This window comes from Staphylococcus coagulans, from assembly GCF_002901995.1.
Taxonomy (GTDB): Bacteria; Bacillota; Bacilli; order Staphylococcales; family Staphylococcaceae; genus Staphylococcus; species Staphylococcus coagulans.
Genome location: NZ_PPQN01000104.1, coordinates 1 through 4,938, shown reverse-complemented (window position 1 = coordinate 4,938; position 4,938 = coordinate 1). Strand labels below are relative to the sequence as shown.

The window sequence follows — 4,938 nt, the reverse complement described above, 5'->3', positions numbered from 1 at the left end:
GAGGGGTTAGGTTATGGAGTATAATGTACAATTAAATAAATTATCTACGTATATATATAGAGGGAAACAACCTAAATATGCGACTGAAGGTATACCTGTTATAAACCAAAAAGCTATTCAATGGGACACTTTTGATAAATCCGTATTAAAATACCATGATGAAAATAAAAAAGTAGATAAAAGACATTTTATTAAAAAGAATGATGTTTTGATTAATTCAACAGGTACTGGAACAGTGGGCAGAGTTTATCATATTAACTATGAACCTGATTTAATGTTTGCAGATTCTCATATAACTATTGTAAGGACTAACGAAGAATTACTAATGAGTAGATTTTTATATTATCAAATGAGAACAACTCAATTTCAAGCGATGATTTTAAACGAATTTTTAGCGGGATCTACTGGTCAAGTTGAGTTTAATAAATCTATGATTGAAAAATTACCTATAAATGTTCCTTCAATTTCTTATCAATATAAAGTTGTGAATATCTTAAGTAAATTAGATAAAAAAATTGAAACCAATAAAAAAATCATAGCAAACCTTGAAGAACTTTCACAAACACTATTCAAACGTTGGTTTGTTGATTTTGAATTCCCAGATGAAAATGGCAACCCATACAAATCAAGCGGCGGAGAGATGGTTGATAGTGAATTGGGTGAAATACCTAGGAGTTGGAAAGTTGATGAATTAGGAAATTATATAAAAATAAAAAGTGGTAAAAGACCTAAAAATAAAGTTGATAAAAAAGATATAGAAAATGTGGTGCCAATAATTGGTGCTAGTAAAATAATGGGTTATACCAATGATTATTTATATAATGAAAAAATTATTATAATTGGAAGAGTAGGAACTCATGGTGTAATCCAAAGATTTTCTACAAGAACATGGCCATCAGATAATACTTTTGTAATAACAAGTGATTTTGAAAGCATTATATATCAAGTACTTAAAAGTATAGACTATATATCATTGAATAGAGGTTCTACACAACCTCTATTATCTCAAAAAGATATTAAGAATACTAAAGTAGTAATGCCAACCAATGCAACTTTGCTTTCAAAATATCAAAAGGAAAACAATCATATTTTAAAAATGATGGATCAAAAAAATATAGAAAATCAAAAATTAGCACAACTCCGTGACACACTACTACCTAAATTAATGTCAGGTGAAATTGAGATACCTGATGACATTGAGGTGATGGAAGATGAGCTTTCAATTTAGTGAAGATGATTTAGAACAGGTGGCATTGAAGTGGTTTGAGGGTCTTGGCTATTCTGTCAAAAATGGTCGAGATAGTAGTGAAAATGGAATTATGAATGAACGGGAGAGCAACAAAGATGTTGTGCTTGATAATCGTTTGGAAGCGGCTTTAAGACGTATTAATCCTGAATTAAACGATAATGCGATTGAACAGGCTATACGTGAAATTTCTATTGTGAAGTCGCCTAGTTTATTAGAGAATAACCGTTCTTTTCATGAAATGATTACAAATGGTATTGAGGTTGCACACTATAATAATGACGGTGAAACGATTAATGATTTGGTGTATGTATTCGACTTCGAAAACCTGGAAAATAATGATTTCTTAGCGGTTAATCAATTAACTGTTGTGAATGGCGATTATAAAAAACGACCTGATATTGTGTTATTCATAAATGGATTACCAGTAGTGGTCATTGAGCTGAAAAATTCTACAAATGAATCTGTTGGTATTGAAGACGGGTATCATCAGTTAGAAACGTATAAAATGAGAATTCCACAATTATTTAATCATAATGCAGTATTAGTAACGAGTGATGGTGTTAATACAAAAGCAGGTTCTTTAACTGCTGATTATGACCGTTTTATGACTTGGCGTACCAAAGATGGAAAAACTGAAGATTCATCAACGTTTCGTAGTTTAGATATATTAATTCACGGTATGTTAAATAAAGAAGTACTATTAGATTTAATACGTCATTTTGTTTTGTTCCAAGATGATGGTAAAGGACATATAGTTAAAATATTAGCTGCATACCACCAATACTATGCAGTAAATAAAGCTGTTGATCGTGCTATGGAAGCAACATCTGAACATGGTGATGGTAAGGGTGGCGTTATTTGGCACACACAAGGTTCTGGTAAGAGTTTGACAATGGTTTTCTTCTCAGGAAAGTTAATTCAAAAATTAAATAATCCAACATTAGTGGTTGTAACTGACCGTAATGACTTAGACAATCAATTGTATGGTACTTTTGTTAAGTCCAAAGGACGTTCAGGTAAAGGATTACTAAGACAAACACCTAAACAAGCAGAATCACGAAAAGAATTGAAAGAGCTATTATCTGTAGAATCAGGTGGTATCGTATTTACAACTATGCAGAAATTCGAACCTGAAGAAGGTCAAGTGACAATGGATGCATTAACAGAACGTAAAAATGTAGTAGTTATGGCAGACGAAGCACACCGTACACAATATGGCTTCAAAGCAACTTACGATGAAAAAGGTGAAGGTATTAAATATGGATATGCAAAATATTTAAGAGATGCTTTACCTAACGCTTCATTTGTTGGCTTTACTGGCACACCTGTATCTTCAACAGATAAGAATACGCAAATGGTATTCGGTAATTATATTGATGTGTATGATATGACCCAAGCTGTTGAAGATGGAAGTACGGTTAAAATTTATTATGAAAGTCGTATTATTCCATTAAATTTACCAACCGATTTAGATATTGATGAAGCATATGATGTCATTACTTCTGGTCAAGAAGAAGATACTAAATCTCGATTGAAATCTAAATGGTCACGTATAGAAGCTCTATCTGGTGCAGAACAACGTGTACATGCTTTAGCGACTGATATTATAAATCACTTTGAAACAAGACAGAAGGCTATGAAGGGTAAAGGTATGATTGTCACAATGAGTCGTCGTATTGCAGTCGATTTATATGATGAAATTGTAAGGCTTAAACCCGAATGGCATTCAGATGATGATGACAAAGGTGTTATCAAAGTCGTTATGACAGGTTCATCTAGTGATCCGCAAAACTTCCAAAAACATATAGGTCCGAAAAAGCGAAGAAATCTTCTAGAGAATCGTATGAAAGACGTTAATGATGAATTACAACTCGTAATTGTGCGAGACATGTGGTTAACAGGATTTGATGTCCCTTCAATGCATGCAATGTACATAGATAAACCGATGAAAGGTCATAATTTAATGCAAGCTATTGCACGTGTTAATAGAGTATTTAAAGATAAACCAGGCGGATTAATTGTTGACTATGTAGGTATCGCTGAAAGTCTGAAGGAAGCATTAAAAGAATACACTGATTCTGATAGAGAACAAACGGGCATAGATACAGAGAAAGCACTTGAAGTTATGCTGATGAAATACGATATCATTCAAGATATGCTGTATAATCATGACTATTCTGATTTTGAGTCAGAAGATCAATTAAATCGCTATAATGTTATCTCAAATACGATGGATTATATCATTGGATTAGGTGAGAAAGAAAGAGAGCGATTTATAAAAACAGTGACAGAGCTTTCTAAGGCATTTGCATTATGTGCGACAGAGAAAGCAGCACAAGAAATGAATAGCGAAATTGCATTTTTAAAAGCTGTAAAATCTGGTCTTGTTAAGTTGTTAGCTCCACCTACTGATGCAAGTGAGCGTAAAAAGACATCTGCTGAAATAGAAGCAGAAATAAATCAATTAATTTCAAAATCAGTGGTGACTGAAGAAGTTGTAGATATTTATCAAACACTTGGAATAGAAAATCCAGATATCTCAATATTGTCAGATGAATTCTTAAAAGATGTAGAAGGACTTCAACAAAAAAATGTAGCGGTTGAATTGTTGAACAAATTACTTAAAGGACAAGTTAAATCATTAATGAAAACAAATACTACTGTATCTAAGAGGTTTTCTGAGATGCTAAGTAAATCAATACAAAAATACAATAACCGCTCTATTGAAGCTTCAAAAGTTATAGAAGAATTGATTCAAATGGCGAAAGAAATAAATCAAGAAAAACAAAGAGGAAAAGACTTAGGTCTGAGCAAGGAGGAAATTGCTTTTTATGATGCATTAGCCTCTCATGAAACTGCAAAAGAAGCAATGGGGGATAAAGAATTAAGGGCTATTGCACATGAATTAACAAAAACGGTCAAGAATAATATGAGTGTAGACTGGTCAAAACGTGAGAGTGCAAAGGCTAAAATGAGAGTCCAAGTAAGACGACTATTAAAGAAATATGGGTACCCACCTGATCTTCAAAAAATGGCTGTAGAACAAGTTGTTGAGCAAGCAGAATTAATGGCAGGTAACTTATGCGTATAGTTGAAATAATAATCAAAAAAATTTTATTAGTATACTTAATTCCATTGTTTATAATCAAAAAAATTACTAGTTTTTGCTATATTTTTTTATTGTCAATTTCTTTATTTCCAATTATTTTTTTTCTAATTAATATTAGAGATTCTATTTTAGGTAAAAATACGTTTTTCTTCAAAAATTCGCATAATAAATATTATAAAGTTCCTTTAATAACATATTTTTCGTCATTCACTACCATAGGGATATTAGTAGGTTTAATTACAAGTATACATGTTGACTATATAAGCAAAACTCATCAAATAGAATTATATATAATTGTAAATTCATATTTATGTAGTGCCGTTGTTTATTTATTAGCATTTTATTTTGGTATGTATAGAAGATTTAGTGAAGATAAAAATAGTGACGCAACTAAAAGTGTCTTTTTAGAAATTTTAAGTATTCATAGACAATTTTTAAACTTATCCTTTATCCCTCTTACTTTCGTAATAACACTTATTGGGATTATTAGCTCTTTAAAAATACCTATAAATATAAGTATTCATGATATAAACTCTTATATAAACAATATATCAAACTATATGATTAAATATCTTAATAG

3 protein-coding genes are annotated in these 4,938 nt (G+C 31.3%); all 3 read left to right on the top strand.

The genetic code is table 11. The annotated features are described in order from the left end of the window. Positions 1–13 precede the first annotated feature (13 nt). Positions 14–1,228, top strand: coding sequence for a restriction endonuclease subunit S (locus CD118_RS11410; protein WP_050329630.1), 1,215 nt, complete (start codon positions 14–16; stop codon positions 1,226–1,228). Then, positions 1,212–4,340: a type I restriction endonuclease subunit R gene (locus CD118_RS11405; RefSeq protein ID WP_103356724.1), complete on the top strand. Its 3,129-nt coding sequence runs from the start codon at positions 1,212–1,214 to the stop codon at positions 4,338–4,340. The genes CD118_RS11410 and CD118_RS11405 overlap by 17 nt, the downstream gene beginning before the upstream one ends. Beyond that, on the top strand, positions 4,331–4,938 hold a 608-nt coding region (locus CD118_RS12125; protein WP_206167724.1), incomplete at its 3' end, for a hypothetical protein. The genes CD118_RS11405 and CD118_RS12125, both read left to right, overlap by 10 nt.